Origin of the sequence: Agrobacterium albertimagni AOL15, assembly GCF_000300855.1 — a bacterium.
GTDB classification, from domain to species: domain Bacteria; phylum Pseudomonadota; class Alphaproteobacteria; order Rhizobiales; family Rhizobiaceae; genus Allorhizobium; species Allorhizobium albertimagni.
This window is the reverse complement of the sequence record NZ_ALJF01000013.1, coordinates 95,054-110,477: the sequence shown is the minus strand read 5'-3', so window position 1 is coordinate 110,477 and position 15,424 is coordinate 95,054. Positions and strand designations below refer to the sequence as shown.

Annotated in this window: 16 protein-coding genes; 3 read left to right on the top strand and 13 right to left on the bottom strand. The window is 63.3% G+C overall.

Annotated elements, in window-relative coordinates:
- Positions 1-168 precede the first annotated feature (168 nt).
- Positions 169-1,632, bottom strand: a complete 1,464-nt coding sequence (locus QWE_RS16145) for a methyl-accepting chemotaxis protein (RefSeq protein WP_006727227.1) — start codon at positions 1,630-1,632, stop codon at positions 169-171.
- Positions 1,633-1,823: 191 nt separating this feature from the next.
- Between QWE_RS16145 and QWE_RS16140 the strand changes: the two genes are divergently transcribed.
- Positions 1,824-2,804, top strand: a complete 981-nt coding sequence (locus QWE_RS16140; protein ID WP_006727226.1) for a glycosyltransferase — start codon at positions 1,824-1,826, stop codon at positions 2,802-2,804.
- A gap of 26 nt (positions 2,805-2,830) precedes the next feature.
- Here QWE_RS16140 and QWE_RS16135 read toward each other — a convergent pair whose 3' ends face one another.
- Together QWE_RS16135 and QWE_RS16130 are read right to left on the bottom strand one after the other, a co-directional pair.
- The gene (locus tag QWE_RS16135; protein ID WP_006727225.1) at positions 2,831-3,841 is read right to left on the bottom strand and encodes a peptidoglycan-binding domain-containing protein; all 1,011 of its coding nucleotides are present in this window, start codon (positions 3,839-3,841) and stop codon (positions 2,831-2,833) included.
- On the bottom strand, positions 3,813-5,312 hold the full coding sequence (locus QWE_RS16130; RefSeq protein WP_006727224.1) for a sensor histidine kinase: 1,500 nt from the start codon (positions 5,310-5,312) through the stop codon (positions 3,813-3,815). Before QWE_RS16130 ends, QWE_RS16135 begins: the two co-directional genes overlap by 29 nt.
- A gap of 500 nt (positions 5,313-5,812) precedes the next feature.
- Here QWE_RS16130 and QWE_RS16125 point away from each other — a divergent pair, with 500 nt between their 5' ends.
- Both QWE_RS16125 and QWE_RS16120 read left to right on the top strand, forming a co-directional pair.
- Complete coding sequence (locus tag QWE_RS16125) at positions 5,813-6,277, top strand: DUF5330 domain-containing protein (protein ID WP_006727223.1); 465 nt, start codon at positions 5,813-5,815, stop codon at positions 6,275-6,277.
- Positions 6,278-6,550: 273 nt separating this feature from the next.
- Positions 6,551-6,967 carry a SufE family protein gene (locus tag QWE_RS16120; protein WP_006727222.1) on the top strand — a complete coding sequence of 139 codons (417 nt, stop codon included), beginning with the start codon at positions 6,551-6,553 and terminating at the stop codon, positions 6,965-6,967.
- 9 nt (positions 6,968-6,976) lie between these two features.
- On the opposite strand, the gene QWE_RS16115 is transcribed toward QWE_RS16120, so the two are convergent.
- The 10 genes from QWE_RS16115 to QWE_RS16070 form a co-directional block, all read right to left on the bottom strand.
- Positions 6,977-7,768, bottom strand: coding sequence for a DUF6456 domain-containing protein (locus QWE_RS16115; protein WP_006727221.1), 792 nt, complete (start codon positions 7,766-7,768; stop codon positions 6,977-6,979).
- 15 nt (positions 7,769-7,783) lie between these two features.
- Complete coding sequence (locus QWE_RS16110; RefSeq protein WP_006727220.1) at positions 7,784-8,209, bottom strand: helix-turn-helix domain-containing protein; 426 nt, start codon at positions 8,207-8,209, stop codon at positions 7,784-7,786.
- 238 nt (positions 8,210-8,447) lie between these two features.
- Positions 8,448-8,876, bottom strand: coding sequence for a Ros/MucR family transcriptional regulator (locus QWE_RS16105; protein ID WP_006727219.1), 429 nt, complete (start codon positions 8,874-8,876; stop codon positions 8,448-8,450).
- Positions 8,877-9,283: 407 nt separating this feature from the next.
- Positions 9,284-9,613 (bottom strand): monovalent cation/H(+) antiporter subunit G, encoded by a 330-nt coding sequence (gene mnhG, locus QWE_RS16100; protein WP_006727218.1) that lies wholly within the window; start codon positions 9,611-9,613, stop codon positions 9,284-9,286.
- Entirely contained in the window at positions 9,610-10,008 is a 399-nt protein-coding gene (locus QWE_RS16095; RefSeq protein ID WP_006727217.1) for a cation:proton antiporter, read from the bottom strand. Before QWE_RS16095 ends, mnhG begins: the two co-directional genes overlap by 4 nt.
- Positions 10,008-10,481, bottom strand: coding sequence for a Na+/H+ antiporter subunit E (locus tag QWE_RS16090; RefSeq protein WP_006727216.1), 474 nt, complete (start codon positions 10,479-10,481; stop codon positions 10,008-10,010). Before QWE_RS16090 ends, QWE_RS16095 begins: the two co-directional genes overlap by 1 nt.
- Positions 10,478-12,058: a Na+/H+ antiporter subunit D gene (locus QWE_RS16085; RefSeq protein WP_006727215.1), complete on the bottom strand. Its 1,581-nt coding sequence runs from the start codon at positions 12,056-12,058 to the stop codon at positions 10,478-10,480. Before QWE_RS16085 ends, QWE_RS16090 begins: the two co-directional genes overlap by 4 nt.
- 20 nt (positions 12,059-12,078) lie before the next feature.
- Positions 12,079-12,456: a Na+/H+ antiporter subunit C gene (locus QWE_RS16080; protein ID WP_006727214.1), complete on the bottom strand. Its 378-nt coding sequence runs from the start codon at positions 12,454-12,456 to the stop codon at positions 12,079-12,081.
- Positions 12,456-12,875, bottom strand: a complete 420-nt coding sequence (locus QWE_RS16075; protein ID WP_006727213.1) for a Na+/H+ antiporter subunit B — start codon at positions 12,873-12,875, stop codon at positions 12,456-12,458. Before QWE_RS16075 ends, QWE_RS16080 begins: the two co-directional genes overlap by 1 nt.
- Positions 12,872-15,268: a putative monovalent cation/H+ antiporter subunit A gene (locus QWE_RS16070; protein WP_040300517.1), complete on the bottom strand. Its 2,397-nt coding sequence runs from the start codon at positions 15,266-15,268 to the stop codon at positions 12,872-12,874. The genes QWE_RS16075 and QWE_RS16070 overlap by 4 nt, the downstream gene beginning before the upstream one ends.
- Positions 15,269-15,424 lie beyond the last annotated feature (156 nt).

The following is a 15,424-nucleotide window of genomic DNA, read 5'->3' as shown; positions in this document are numbered from 1 at the left end:
GCCGGGCCCGCAGATAAGAAGGCTCAAAAGTAATGCATCTGCATTGCCTGCGCAAGTCAATGGTGAGAGCCGCACGAACGAGCAGGCCGACACGCCGTGTCGACTTGGGATTCACTCGCTCAATCGCACGGTCATCTCAACACACCTTTGCCGACCGCAATCGGACGACTACACCTTCACGGCCAGCCTTAGCCCGCCCCAGTGCCGTCCGGCGACGAAGATCGGGGCGGAGATATCCTTCATCAGGACAAAATTGCCGCCGCCCATGTCGCGGCGGTAGGTCTGGACGAGGAAGGGGGCGGTGGAGCGGCCGGCGGAGAGGCCGACGCGGTCGTTGAAGATGCGGCGGTTGCGGCAGTTGGCGGTGTTCCACACCGTGTCGCCGGGGCGCTGCGGGGCGGAGAACTTCTTGTTGTGGGTCGGCAGATAGCCGTTTTCGTCAACCGCGGCACAGAAGCCGATGCGCTCCGAAGACCCCGCCACCGGCTCGATGATCGCGGGCAGCACCTGGTCGGTGAATTCGGTGAAACCGGTCATCATCTGCACCGGGTCGGTGCCAGGGATCGGACGATAGTTGCGGTCGAAGAGATCGCTCGTTCGGATGCGGCCGCTATCGACGGCATTCTGGAAGGCCTGCGAAATGCGGGCAGCGACATCGACGGCGGTGTCGATCCAGTCGCTGTCGGCGGTGCGGATGCCGGCACTCGCGGTCAGCTGGATCAAGGTTTCTGAAAGCGCCACCACCTTGTCGACGCGGCCTGCGGTCTGCTGCAGGTGATGGTCGGACTGGCGGACTTCCGCCGACATGTCGCTGAGGGTTGCGACGAATTCCGAGCACTGGCGATCGACCTGGTCGGTCGTCTGGGCCATGGCCGAGGAGCCGTCGAGAATGCGGGTGATGACCTGCTCCATGGCGGAGAAGGACTGGTTCATCGCCTGGGAGGTCTCGCGCACGTCGCGGGCGCTCGCGGTGGCGCCACGGCCGGCATCGGTCAGGCGGACGATCTTCTGGCGGATCTGATTGAGGGTTTCCTGGATGGCGCCGGTCGCCTGGGAGGTCTGCAGCGCAAGCGCGCGGACTTCGGCTGCAACGACGGCAAAGCCCTTGCCGGCCTCGCCTGCACGGGCCGCTTCGATCGCGGCATTCAGGGCGAGCAGGTTGGTCTGGCGGGCGATGGTGCCGATCTCTTCGGCGACCTTGTCGACTTCGGCGAGCGACTGCGAAAAGCTGCCGATCTCCGTGCCGATTTCCTCCGAGGTCTCGACCATGTGATCGATCTTGTCGACGGCGCCGGTCAGGCGGGTCGCGCTGTCGGTCAGCATGCGACGGGCTTCGCCCGCGGTCTGATCCGTCTCGCGCAGGGTGCTTGCGACATCGCGATTGGTTTCGGCGATCGACAGCGCTGTTCGGGTAATGCCGTCGAAAGTCACCGCATGGCGTTTGGAAATGCCGGCGACGTCCTGGATCGCTCCGGCAATATCGACGAGATCGACGCCGAGCGTCGAGGCCTCTTCGGCCAGCCGCTGGACGATGCCGCGCAAGGTGGCTGCATCGATCTCCGGCGGTCGCGGGGTCTCCGCCACGTCCGGCTGGTGGTCATCATCGTATCGCGCGTTCATCGCAGCAGTCATGGATCTTCCTCCTCCAATTGAAGGAGTCTACCTCTAGTATGATTAATGAGGCCTTTCGTTAGGGACTGCGAAAATTCGCCTAGACGAAAGTCCGGTGCACAGTCGATGTCCGGCCGCCCTCCCCTCCCTCGAAGAATTGCCGGATCAGGACACGGCATGCTAGGTGACGGGGCATTGACCTCAAGGCCGCCATGCACATCGTTCTCGCCACTCATACCCGCATTCCCGCCCTGCGTTACGGCGGCACGGAACGCATCATCGCCTGGCTTGGCCGCGCGCTTGCCGAAAAGGGTCACGTTGTCGGACTTCTGGGGCCAGCGGGTTCGACATGGCACTACGGACCGCTTACGGTTTTCGATCCCGATCAACCGCTCGAGGTTCAGATCCCGCGCGAGGCGGATGTGTTTCACAGCCATGTCGGGCTGGATCCCGATTTCGACGGCAAGGCCTGCCAGACGATCCATGGCAATGCGGCGGGTGCCCGGCTGCATCGCAACTCGATCTTCGTCTCCGCCAATCATGCCGCACGGCATGGCGCTGCCGCCTTCGTGCATAACGGGCTCGATCCGCGCGTTTATCCCGAGCCTAACCTTGCCCATGGCGGCCGGTCCCTCGCCTTCCTCGCCAAGGCGGCCTGGAAGGTGAAGAATGTGCGTGGCGCGATCCGGGTGGCGCGGAAGGCCGGGCGGCGGCTCGACGTGCTCGGCGGCTATCGCCTGAACCTGAAGATGGGGCTGCGGCTGACGCTCGATCCCAATGCACGCTTTCACGGCATGGTCGACGACGCGGGCAAGGCTGAAGTGCTCGGGCGGTCGGCTGGCCTGCTGTTTCCGGTGCGCTGGCACGAACCCTTCGGGCTCGCGGTGATTGAGGCGATGTATTTCGGGCTTCCGGTCTTTGCCACGCCCTACGGGTCGCTGCCGGAACTGGTGCCGGAGCATGTGGGCTGCCTGTCGGACAGGGGCGAGGTGCTGGCGGAGGCGATCCGCGATATCGGCCGGTTCGACCGCGCGGCGATCCACGGGCATTTCCGGGAGCATTTCACGGCGGAGCGCATGACAGCGCGCTATCTGTCGTTCTACGAGCGTATCGAGGCGGGAGAGAGCCTGCACCCGGCAACCTTGATGGCGCCGGTCGCGCCCCATCAGGGCTTGCTGCCCTGGACGGACTGAAGCGCCGCCGCTTCAGGGGCGCATGATCACAAGGCGCCGATGGATTTCAGCTTCTTCAAGACGGCCGCGCTCGGCTCGCCGGTTTCCGGCAGCTGGTAGTGGCGCTCGAAGCGCCGGATGGCCGCCCGGGTGTCTTCGCCCGGCACGCCATCGATGCGGATGTTCTTGTAGGCCATGTTGGAGAGGCCACGCTGGATTTCCATGACCAGGCCCGGATCGAAATTTGCCTGCTGCACCGGCGGCGGGGCCGTCGGTTCGACGGTTTTGGGCGGAACGGGCTGGGCGGCGCTGACCGGACGCCGCGGCGCGGTGACCACCTGGGCTTCGGAATTGCGGATGGCGGCAGCAACCGGGTCTTCACCCGGCGCATCGACATCCATCACCGGGCGCTGCGCCGGGACGGCGGCGGTGATGCCGCGGTCGAGGGTGAGCGCTGCCAGGAGTTCGGGGGTCACGAGACCATTTGCCTCCATGCCGACGGTCTTCTGGAAGATGGCAATCGCGGTTTCCGTGCGCGGCCCGATGACGCCGTCTGCCTCGCCGTCATAGAGACCGCGGCGCAGGAGTTCACCCTGGACCTCGCGAATGAGGCCGGCCGTCTCCGCGGCATTGGCGGGAAGGCTCGCGGGCACGGGCGAGGCTGATGTCGCGGTTTGAGCCGGTGCTGCGGCCGGGCGCGCTTCGGTCGTCTCCGAGGGCGACGTTTCGCTGCCCGGCTTTTCGCGTTCGATGCGGAAGGTGGTGACGTTGTCCGCGTCCTGTTCGCTCAACAGCGGGCTGCGCGGCGTGCCGGCAAGGGCGGTAAAGTCGGCCGCATCACGGGTGCGCAGGAATGGCGAGGGATGCTGGCCCGGCTGATACCACAGCGCATTGGCGGCGATCGTTCCGAAGACAAGCGTAAAGCAGAAAGCGCCACCCACGGCACGCGGATGACGGCCGGCAAGCCGCGCAAGGGCGCCAGCACCCGTCGAGAGAACCAGGAGGACCTTCGATCCCGCCTTCTTCTTCTCAGGCGATTTTCGCTTTCGCTTCGTCATGCGCCGGTGCTTTCCCACCCCTTGTCAGATCAGTTCCCGTCTCGGCCAGGCGCGGCGGGAATTCGACCATGTTCGTTTCACCGGCAGCCCTGGCGCCCGAACCGTCTGCCGGCAGCGTCACCAAGACCACGGTGCCCTCGCCTGCGCGGCTTTCGATCCTGAAAGTCCCGCCATGGAGAGCCGTCAATCCCTTTACCAGCGAAAGGCCGAGGCCGGAACCCTCGTAGTTGCGATTGAGATCGTTCTGCACTTGTGTAAACGGGCGACCGAGCAGAGCCATCTTCTCCGGCGCGATGCCGATACCGGTATCGCTGATGCTAATCGTCACTTCGTTGCCGTGCCTTGCGGCATCGATGTTCACGGCACCACCGGCATCGGTGAACTTGATGGCATTGCCGACCAGGTTGATGACGATCTGGCGCAGCGCCCGGCCATCAGCCGAGATCTCGCCAAGACCCTTGGGCAGGCGGCTTGTCAGCTTGACGCCCTTGGTCTGTGCCTGCAGCGAGAGCATGCGTTCGCATTCGGTCAGCGACTGCGCGAGATCGACATCCTCAAGCATCAGTTCGTAGCGGCCCGCCTCGATCTTAGACATGTCGAGCATGGTGTTGACGACGGAGAGCAGGTGCGCGCCGGACTGGCGGATCAGCTGGACATATTCGCGCTGGCGGTCGTTTTCGAGCTTGCCGAAGTATTCGCCGATCAGAATGTCGGAAAAGCCAAGGATCGCGTTGAGCGGCGTGCGCATCTCGTGGCTGACGGCAGCGAGGAAGCGGCTCTTGATCTCGTGGGCAGCACTTGCCTCTTCTTCCTTGCGGGCCACCTCGTCGCGCATCAGCATCTCGCCTTCGATGTCGAGCATCTGGGCGCGGACACCGGCAAGCGTGCCATCGTCGGAACGAACGGCGGTCATGTCGAGACGGACGTTGAGGAACTGGGCCTGATCGAGGCCGATGACCGGACGGTCGAGCCTGAGATCGGTCACCACGACATCGGCGCCGAGGCGCAGCTCGTCGAGCGCCTGGACGAAGGCCAGACGGTCGGAGACATGGACCTGCTCGACAAAGGCGCGCGACAGCGGCTCGCGCAGGAAGGAGAGGAACATCTGACGGTCACGGCCACCGGCCGCGCGGACGATGCCCGTCGCGTCGAGCGTCAGGAAGAGGCCGGGGCAATATTCGTAAGGGTCGGTCGGGATGGTCGCGAGGACCGTCTCGGCCTCGTCTCGCTCGCTTCCGAGGCGAAGGCCCGAGACCAGCGCGAGGGCTGCGAGAAGGTAAAGGGCGGTGACGAGGGCAAAACCGATCGGCAGACCGGTCGCGACGCCAAAGACCAGCGTGAGGATGGCGGGCACGGCGACGAGCGCGGGGAGAACCGCAAGGGTCAGCCGGCGCAAGGCAACGATCTCGGCCCGGTCGACCGGACGGCCAACGGCATGACGCACCAGAAGCCGGGCCAGGAGCCCGTCCATCTTTACCGTCAATGCAGCCGACATTTTACGCAATACAACCACGCCAGAAATCCGCGACCGGTTCATCTGATTTATGGGTCTGAAGATAGGCCGACGCGCTTAAGGAATAGATAAGGCAGAGCCCCGGAAGGGCCCCGGCTCAGCCGTTCTGACCCGAAACAGGACAGCCGAACGAGGCTTTCCAAATCATGGTTAACGGGGCGTAAGCACTGAAATCATTCAAGTTTTCTGATGGTCGTTAAGATTTGTGTCGGCGCCACCAAGCCAAAAGCGGTGGATTGCGGGGCCAGCGCCACATTTATGCTTAACGCTGACCGCTAAAGTTTTACGGACGCGTCCCGAAATGGGGAGATCACTCAAATTTTAGTCAAATTCGCATCAAAACCGACCGGCTTTCGCAAATCGATTTTGGCGAATCAAACCTAGGGTGGAATTCACGAGTTCGGGGAGAAACCCGGACCGTTCCGGCAAAGACCGGCAACAGGGATTTGGTGAAGACAATGTGGTTTCTGATCAAGGGAACTTTCTATTGCACCGCGACGCTTGTCGCGCTCTCCTTCCTCGCGGCACCGCCTGCAGAGGTAAAGGATGGCGCCAGCTTCGACATGGGTGCCGCCATCACCGCCGCAAGCGGTGCTTATGAGTATGTCACCTCGCTCTGCGTCGAGAAGCCCGAGGTCTGCGAGAAGGGCAAGGCAACCTTCCAGGCGCTCGGTCAGCGGGCCCGCGAAGGCGCGCTCGTCGCCTATCAGCTGCTCGACCAGCAGTTTACCGACGAGGGCACGGCCGTCGTCGCCGACGAGATCCAGGCGCCGAAGACTGGCGCCGTCGAGATTATCAGGCCTCAGGTCGAAACACCTCGGCTCGTCAGTGTCGATACCGAAGCGCCCGTCATCACCGGCACGGTGACACCGGCGGAACGGCCGAGGCATCTGCCGAAACCCTACCAGCCGCCGAAGCCCTGAGGGGTTGAGGCGCATGACCGCCGCTCACGCGGTCATCTGACGAATTTCGGGGCGGACAGCCGCCCCTCCCCGCCTTGCAGCCGGCCCAGCCATGGACCGGATGCCTGTCTGCCTGTCCCTGACTGAATTCGGCATTTGCCGGGCCGCGTAGCGAAAGCTGCGCGGTTTTTCTTTTTTCGGGCTTAGCTCAGGCAACGCTTTCATTGCCGCAGCCGGTTCAAAAGCTTGTCGGTCTCAACTATATGGGTCCGACGTAACGAGCGGGTGGGCAGCATGGCTAATTTGAACGAGATGATCGACGACTTCGGCTTCCTGGATGATTGGGAGGACCGGATGCGCTACGTCATCGAGCTCGGCAAGGCGCTGCCGGATCTGCCGGACAGCGAGAAGACCGCCGAAAACAAGGTGCAGGGCTGCGCAAGCCAGGTCTGGCTCTCGGTCTCCTCGGGCGAAGGTGCCGATCCGGACATGACCTTTCGCGGCGACAGCGACGCCTTCATCGTGCGCGGTCTCGTTGCGATCGTGCTGTCAGCCTATTCCGGGAAGAAGGCATCGGAGGTGGTCAGCTTCGATGCGCTCGACCTCTTCAAGCAACTCGGCCTTCTCGAACACCTGACGGCCCAGCGCGCCAACGGCTTGCGCTCGATGATCCAGCGGATCCGCGAAGAGGCGGCGCGTCGGCTGGTTTGAACTGCCACCTCAGCCGATCTCCGGCCGAAATCCCTCGTCGCCCCAGTGGCGGGTGCGGGACCGGACGGGTGGCGGGGCGTAGTGGCGGGCGAGCGACAGCAAGGCGGTGCGCAGCATCAGCTTGGCGGAGCGTGCCGGCCACTGGCGCTCGTGTTCGACCGTTTCCAGACCCTTGCCGAAACAACAGACATCGAGCGCCACGCCTGACAGCTCCGGCCCCATGGCCTCGACGGCACGATTGACGCGGTTGCGGGCCGAGAGCGTCGCATCTGCGAAGTCAACTGCTGGCGGGGGTGCACCCTTGTTGCGGGTCGACAGGCGCGGCTGCCAGCTGGCGGTGATGCGCGGCTGCAGGCCGGCGAAGTCGAAATCGGCGGCCAGCCGCTCTCCCGCGGCAACAGCCTCCTCCGAGAGAAACGGACGACCGTCTTTCTCCTTCAGGCGCAGAAGGGGAAAAAGCGGCGATTCCTGCAGATTGCGGCGAACGGCCTGACGGCCCTGGGGCATCTCGAGCGTCACGGTCTCGACCGTGCGGTGCTGGGCGGCATGGGCCTCCTCGGGCAGGTCGCAGAGATCACGGCGCAGCCAGGCGGCGGTCTCGGTGGTGGCTGCAAGACCGCCTGGTGTGTGGCGAAGCAGGCCGTCGGCCACCAGGCGGGCGAGGAGGTCGGGCGGGGCCTCGACCGGCAACGTGGCCAACCGACCGGTGGTGCCGTGCGGGGCGGCTACGGGCTGTGTCAAAGGGCCGGCCAGAGCATGACGGAGGATCTGGCGGATCTGTTTTCGTTCGCTGCGAGTCATGACCTGCCCTCTCCTTCAGATGCGCTTGCCGACAATCAGGTGGACCGCGCTTGCCATCCGCTCGACGATCGCGACAAAGGTGTCGTAGGCGCGGTCGTCGCGGCGGTCCTCGACCATGCGGCAGGCGTGGCCGACCGTGGTGCGATCACGGCCGAAGGCCTGGGCCACCTCCCCCATCGGCATCGAATAGGCGACGTGGCAGACATACATCGCCACCTGGCGGACATGGCTCGTCGCCCGGCGGCCAGGCTCCTGATCATGCTCAAGGCCTGTGGCGCGCAGCAATTCCTCCGTCAGCTGCCGGACGATCATGCAAAGCAGCCGTCGCTCCGGCGTCAGCGGACGGTCGGCAAGATCATCCTGCTCGGTTGCGGGCGGCCATTCGACAGAGGGTGCAACGGGAAAGGTCTGGGATGGGGACAAGGCGTCGTCAGGTCTCATGGCTCACTCCGCTTAAAGGATTTTATTCCTATTCAAGCTAGCAGAGCCAGAGGGAATGTGAACCCCATGATTTTAGGGGCATCGAGACCTTGTTCAGATTCGACAGGAGGTCACTGGCCACGCGGAGGGTGTGGCGAGCGATTACTAAAGAAGGATCCTTTTCCTATTAACCCATACAAAAAAGGCCGGTCGCGGGACCGGCCTGTTCTTCCTCGCCGCGCGAGAAATCGATGAAGGCTTACTTGGCGCGCTTGCGGCGCTGGCCGAGGCCCATTTCCTTGGCGAGGCGCGAGCGCGCTTCGGCATAGGCCGGGGCAACCATCGGGTAGTCGGCCGGCAGGCCCCACTTCTCGCGGTATTCTTCCGGGGTCATGTTGTAATGGGTCATCAGGTGTCGCTTCAGCGACTTGAACTTCTGGCCGTCTTCGAGGCAGATCAGATAATCGTCCTCGATCGACTTGCGGATCGGAACCGGCGGCTTCGGCTTTTCGACGACGGCCGGGACCGGGGTCGGCGAAGCGGTGTTGTTCAGGGCCAGGTGTACATCGGCAATCAGGTTGGTCAGGTCTGTGACCTGGACGACGTGATTGCTGACATAGGCAGAGACGATGTCAGCGGTCAGTTCGACCAGCAACTGCTGGCTTGGACCCTGCTGGGTTTCAGTCATTCAATTCTCCTGTTCAGATCCCGAAGGGGCCGCCGCCCCTGCAGACAATAGTTTAACTGTCTTCCCGATCCGGCCGGACTGGGAAGGCGAAAGACACCCCCACGAAGATCACCAATTTGCCGGGTCGGCCCCAAACCGTCCGGCGTGATGCCACGCAGAAGTCAGCGAAGATCAGGTGTTAGACATTGCCAATAGCTGGCAGTTCACTTCGCCTAGATACCGCGAACGCAACAGATCAGCGCTCTCAAGAGTGAATTAACACCCCTGCCGCAAATGTCCACCTGATATTTCTACTAGATTTGACGGGTATAAAACTTTTCTATTCGTCGATCACGCATTTTGCATTGAGCAAGATAGCTAGGATTTCAATAGAGACGCTTACTCAACCGGGAATATCAGCCGTTTCATTATGACATCATATCGTCACGTACTGATGCGGACGACAGCTTGTAGCCGACCTTGTGGGCCGCGCGGGCAAGCAGATGGGCGGAAATCGGCGCCGTCAGGATGAAGAAGACGATGCCGGCCACGGCGCGTCCCAAGGTCGCGATATCGGCCGCATGCAGGCCAACGGCCAGAAGCAGCAGACCCGAACCGACCGTGCCGGCCTTCGAGGCGGAGTGCATCCGGGTATAGAGATCCGGCAGACGATTGAGGCCGATTGCGGCGATCAGGGAGAAGAGCGCGCCGCCGATGGTCAAAACGGCAATGGCGATGGCTGCGAGGAGCGAGATCATTTGGCCTCCTTGCCGAGAGATCCGGCCGGTTTGCTTGCCTTGACGTTCTTTGTCGCCTTCGTCTTAGCGGACTGCTTCGACTGACCGGGACCGGCCTCCACCCCCTCCCCTTCACCGACGCGGCCACGCGCCAGGATGAAGCGGGCAAAGGCGACGGTCGCGAGGAAGCCGACAAGGCCGAGCGCGATCGCGATGTCGATATAGAGCGTATAACCGGTTCTGAGCGCAATTACGGCGATGAAGCCGATGACAATGCCGACGAGCATGTCGAGGGCGATGACGCGGTCCGGCAGTGTCGGACCGACGACGGCGCGGTAGACGGTCATCAAAAGTGCAATCACCAGGATGACGATGGCGACGACGGATGCGTATTCGACGATGAGTTCAGGGGTCATCAGGCAAATGCCTCCATGATCTTCTTCTCGAAGCCCTCGGCGATGTCACGGCGGGCGGCCTCGACGTCGGAGCAGTCAATCGCGTGGATGTAGAGTGTCGTGCGATCCTCGGAGACGTCGATGGAGAGCGTGCCGGGGGTGAGCGTGATGAGATTGGCGAGCAGCGAGATCTCCCAATCGCTCTTCACAGTCAACGGATAGGCGAAGATGCCGGGTTTCAGGTCCATCTTCGGCCGGAGCACGAGTGTTGCGACACGCCAGGCGGACTTGGCGAGTTCGACGAGGAAAAGCAGGACCAGGGCCAGCACGCGACGGAAGCGGCTCGTATAGTCGCGACCGACGAAACGCTCACGCAGGAGGTAGAGCGTGAGCAGCGAGATGACGAAGCCGAAGATCAGATTGGGGACTGTGAAGCTGCCGGAGACGGTGGCCCAGATCACCGCCATCAGGATGCTGAGTGCATAAAGGCTCATCGGGCAACTCCTTCAGGAAAGACGGAGCGGATATAGGCGGTGGGATCAGAGAGACCGGCGGCCGCCTGCTGGGTGGCAACGATCAGGCTGTCGGGGAAAAGGCCGAACCAGACCACGAAAGCGGTCAGGATGACGATCGGCGTCATGCGCCAGCGCAGCGCGCCCGCCGATGCGGGGGCCGATGTTGCCTGCGCACTGCCTTCGACGGCGACCGGGCGCCAGAAGGAGAAGAGGAAGACGCGGCCAAAGGCGATCGTCGTCAGGAAGCCGGAGACGAGCACGGACGCGGCCAGCCACCAGGCGCCGATATCGATCGAGGCCTTGACCAGAAGCGCCTTGGGCCAGAAGCCGGAGAACGGCGGAAGACCACTTGCGGCGAAGAAAAGTGCAAGGGTGATCGCGGCAAATGTGGGCGCTGCTGTCCAGAGGCCGGCCACACGATCGAGGCGGTAGCTGCCGCCGATGCGGCCGATTTCACCGGCGACCAGATAGAGCGCGGTCATCAGGAGGATGGAGTGCAGCGCATAGAAGATCGCAGCCCCCACCGCCATGTCGCCGCCGATCGCCACACCGGCCATCATGTTGCCGATGCCGGCAATGACGACGAAGCCGAGGAAGCGGCGGATATCGTTCTGGGCGAGCGCGCCGATCGCGCCGAAGATCATGGTGAGGGCCGCGACGATCGCGATGACGAGGCTGAGCGCCTCGCGCTCGACGGGGAACAGCATGACCACGACGCGGAACAGGGCGTAGACACCGACCTTGGTCAAGAGGCCGGCGAACAACGCCGACACGACCACGCGCGGCGTGTGATAGGAGGCCGGCAGCCAGAAATTGACCGGGAAGGCCGCAGCCTTCATCGAGAAGGCCAGGATGAACAGCGCCGTCAGCGTCATCAGCGGCGCGGTCTCGGCATATTGCGGGACCTTCATGGCGATGTCGGCCATGTTGAGCGTGCCGAAGATGGCATAGACATAGGACACGCCAATGAGGAAGAGCGTCGTCGCCATCAGGTTGAGGACGGCATATTTCAGCGCGCCATCGATCTGCTCGCGCTCCGATCCGAGGATCAGGAGGCCGAAGGAGGAGATCAGCAGAACTTCGAACCAGACATAGAGGTTGAAGATGTCACCGGTGAGGAAAGCACCGGAGACACCTGCCATCAGCAACATCAAGAGCGGGTAGAAGCCATAGCGGCGGCCGCTATTGTTGATCTCGACATGGGCGTAGAGCGCGCCGCAGAAGGCGACGATGGCCGCGGACAGTGCGAGCAGCGCACCGGCAAGGTCGACGGTAATCGCGATGCCGAAGGGCGGCAGCCAGCGGCTCATCATCATGGTCAGGGGGCCATCGGCCATGACCTTGGCAAGCAGCAATGCATTGTTGAGGACGAGCAGCGCCAGTCCCGTCAGTGCCACCGGCGGATGCCAGTGGGTGCGGTGGCGGATCATCATCAGGATCGCGCCGAAGACGATGCAGAGCGCCATCGGCGTGACCGCGAGCCAGTCGGCAGCCGTCATCGGCTCCATGACATAGGCGGCGGCGTAGTCGGCAGGGGTCGTTGTGGGGGCAGCCATGTGGTCCTCGTGTCTCCCGCTCAGTAGCCGCTCGGCGGCAGCGGCTCGTCCATCGGCTCGGCGACACGCATTTCACCCGTGTCGTCGGTGCCGAGGTCCTGATAGGCGCGATAGCTCAGCACCAGCAGGAAGCAGAAGAAGGAGAAGGAAATGACGATCGCCGTCAGGATGAGCGCCTGCGGCAGCGGATTGGCGGTTCCGGCCGGCAGTACGTCGACACCGCCCGGAATGATCGGCGGAATGGACGGGGTCAGGCGACCGGCGGTGAAGAGCAGCATGTTGACGGCATTGCCGAGCAACACGAGGCCGAGCAGGATGCGGACGATCTTTTTCGACAGCATCAGATAAACGGCGGCGGCAAAGAAGATACCGACGACGAGCGAGAAGATGACTTCCATCAGCCGTCATCCCTTTCTTCGAGTGCAAGCGCGATCGAGGCGAAGGTGCCGACGACCACGAGATAGACACCGATGTCGAAGGAAATCACGGTTGCGAGCGGCACTTCGACACCGAAGAGGCTCGGATAGATCCAGACACCGGTCATGAAGGGGTAGCCGAGCGGCGCGGAGATGAGGCCGGACAAGGCGGCGATCAGCAGGCCGAAGCCGGCGATCGACATCGGATGGAAGACCATGGCGCGGCGAACGGCCTGAACGCCGAAGGCGATGCCGTACATCGCAAAGGCAGCAGCGCCGATCAGCCCGCCGATGAAGCCACCGCCCGGCTCATTGTGGCCGCGCAGCAGGACGAAGATCGAAAAGACCAGCATCAGTGCCGTCAGGAAGGGTGCGAAGGTGCGGAAGATCAGGGTGTTCATGAGCGCTTGCCACCTTTCGTCTTGCTCGGACGTGCCACCTCGGCGGAGGCGTTGGTCGGGGCCATGGCCGGTGCTGCCGGGGCTCCAGCCACCCGGATGCGGATCAAGGCCAGGATCGACAGGCCGGTGACCATCACGACGCCAATTTCACCCAGCGTATCGACGCCGCGGAAGTCGACGATGATGACGTTCACGACATTGGCGCCGTGGGCGATAATCTTGGAGTGCTCGGCGAAGAAGGCCGAGAGCGAGCCATCGAAGGGACCCGAGGTCGAGGCCGCCAGCATCAGGCCGAAACCGAGGCCGCAGGCGATCGCCAGCGAACCATCAAACAGCCGCGCTGCCATCGGGCGATGGTCGGAGAGCGAGAGCCTGAGCCGGGTCATGACCAAGGCCAGAATGATGACCGAGAGTGTTTCGACCATGAACTGGGTGAAGGAGAGATCCGGTGCGCCATAGAGAAGGAAGATGACAGCCACGGCAAAGCCCTGGATGCCGAGGCAGACGATGGCGGTCAGGCGATCCTTGGCGGTCAGAACGGCAATGACGCCGATGACCGCGATCACCAGGATCGCCATCTCATGCAGATCGACGTCGCGCGGCAGGACCAGGTCTCGCGGCAGTTCGTCGAAGACGATCGGGGTGACCAGAAGCACGGCCGCGATGAAGACGAAGGAAAGCGTGATGTAGGTCTCAAGCCGGCCGTTCTGGACGAGGCGCGTCACCGCAGTCGAGAAACGGACGAGCCCTGCGATGAAATGGTCGAAGCCGCGATCGGGGCTGATCCCAAGACCCGTGACGAGACGATCGACCGATGCTCTCAGACGCTCGAGGCCGAGATAGAGCACCAGACCGATCAGCACCGTCAGCACGGAGAGCGCAAGTGCTGCACCGAGCGAGGGGATCAGGCCGATGGTCACGCTCTGCGCCTCGCCATCGACGGCGCTTGCCATGGGCGACGAGATGAAGCGATGGGCAAGGCCGGAGAAGAGCGCGCCGCCAAGCGACAGGAGGGCGAGCGTCAGCGGGCCGATCCACAGGAGCACAGGTCCCTCATGGGCATGTTTCGGCGTCGGGCCTTCCTTGCCGATGAAGGGTTTGAGCCCGACGGCAAAGGCAATGACGAACATCAGCGCATTGCCGATGACGGCAACGGCGGTGAAGAGAATGGCGCGCGGATCGGAGCCGGCCAGCGCATAATAGATCTCTTCCTTAGCGAGGAAGCCGAAGAGCGGCGGCAGGCCGGCCATGGAGACGCCGGCGAGAAGGGCGGCAGCGAAGGTGATCGGCATCAGCTTGCCGAGACCACCCAGCCGCGTGATGTCACGCGTGCCGGCCTCGTGGTCGATCGCGCCGGCGACCATGAAGAGGGCGCCCTTGAACAGCGAGTGGGCGACGAGATAGAGCACCGCCGCCTCGACCGCATGTTCGGTGTCGAAGCCGGTCAGCATGACGAGCAGGCCGAGCGAGGCCACCGTCGTATAAGCGAGCATCAGCTTCAGATCGGTCTGGCGGACGGCGAGCACCGAGCCGACGATCAGCGTGATGCCGCCGAAGAAGGGCAGCAGGATTTCCCAGGCGGGCGTTTCGCCCATGACCGGGTTCAACCGCATCAGGAGATAGACGCCGGCCTTCACCATGGTGGCCGAATGCAGATAGGCCGACACCGGGGTCGGCGCTTCCATGGCATTGGGCAGCCAGAAATGGAAGGGGAACTGGGCCGACTTGGTGAAGGCGCCGCCGAGCACGAGCAGGAGCGCAGCCAGATAGAACGGGCTTTCGCGCAGCGCGTCGCCGGTCGAGAGCAGAAGCGAGAGCTGGCTGACGCCGGTGATGTTCCAAATGAAGATCATGCCGGCCAAGAGGATCAGGCCGCCACCGCCGGTGACGACCAGTGCCTGCAGGGCCGCACGGCGCGAGGCTTCACGCGTGTGGTCGAAGCCGATCAGCAGGAAGGAGGTGATCGAGGTCAGCTCCCAGAAGACGAAGAGCATCAGGAAGCTGTCGGAGACGACGAGGCCGAGCATTGCGCCCATGAAGAGCAGGATGAAGCCGATGAAACGGCCCTGCTGCGGATGCCCCTTCATATAGCCGCCGGCATAAAGCACGATCAGCGTGCCGATGCCGGTGATCAGAAGCGCGAAGGTGAGCGACAACCCGTCGACGAACCAGGAGAAAGAGAGATTCAGGCTGGGCACCCAGGCATAACCGCCGGTCACACGCTCGCCGTTGGCGATTTCGGGGAGGAAGCCGGCAAAATGGGCAAAGGCGAGCGCCGGCGCCAATGCCAGAACCCAGGCACCGTTTGCACCGAGACGGGAGACGATCCACGGCGCCAGTACGGCGGCGGCAAACGGCAACAGCATGGCGACCCAAGTCATGTCGCTCGTCATCTCAGGCATTCCATCTCCCCGTGGGCAACGATCAGCGCTCGACCATCAGTCGATACTAGGTGGCACGTGTTAGGACAAGCCAACCTTTGTCTCAAGCGAAAACGGAACCTTGTCCCTTCACGGACGCGTCAACCCACGATTCTGTGAGATCGCAGT